The organism is Gemmiger formicilis (assembly GCF_016901605.1).
GTDB classification, from domain to species: Bacteria; Bacillota; Clostridia; order Oscillospirales; family Ruminococcaceae; genus Gemmiger; species Gemmiger formicilis_B.
Map to the genome: position 1 here is coordinate 1 of NZ_JACJKP010000495.1, position 385 is coordinate 385.

Genomic DNA, 385 nt, shown 5'->3' on the forward strand with positions numbered 1-385 from the left:
CTGACAAACCACGGCTACCAGTCACAGACGGCGGGAGACAACTATATCGCCATTGGTGTCAACTGGGGCTATACCGGGGCACAGCTTTCGGACAAACTGGACCCCACCGTAGTGGTTATTATTGTGGGGATGCTGGCCCTCATTCTCCTGACCGGCTATCTCATCATCTACAACGTATTCCAGATCTCGGTGGCAGGGGACATCCGTTTTTACGGTCTTCTGAAAACCATCGGCACCACACCCCGGCAACTGCGGCGAATCATCCGAATCCAGGCCCTGCTGCTTTCCCTGATCGGCATTCCCATCGGTTTGTTGCTGGGCTGGCTGCTGGGTGGTGTACTCACCCCCATCATTACTGCACGGCTCGATGGCGTCACTACGGTGG

The 385-nt window shown here is 56.4% G+C and carries 1 protein-coding gene; it reads left to right on the forward strand.

Annotation, left to right across the window (positions count from 1 at the left end):
- The coding region (locus H6B10_RS15615; protein WP_204652377.1) for an FtsX-like permease family protein at positions 1-385 on the forward strand (385 nt) is incomplete at both ends.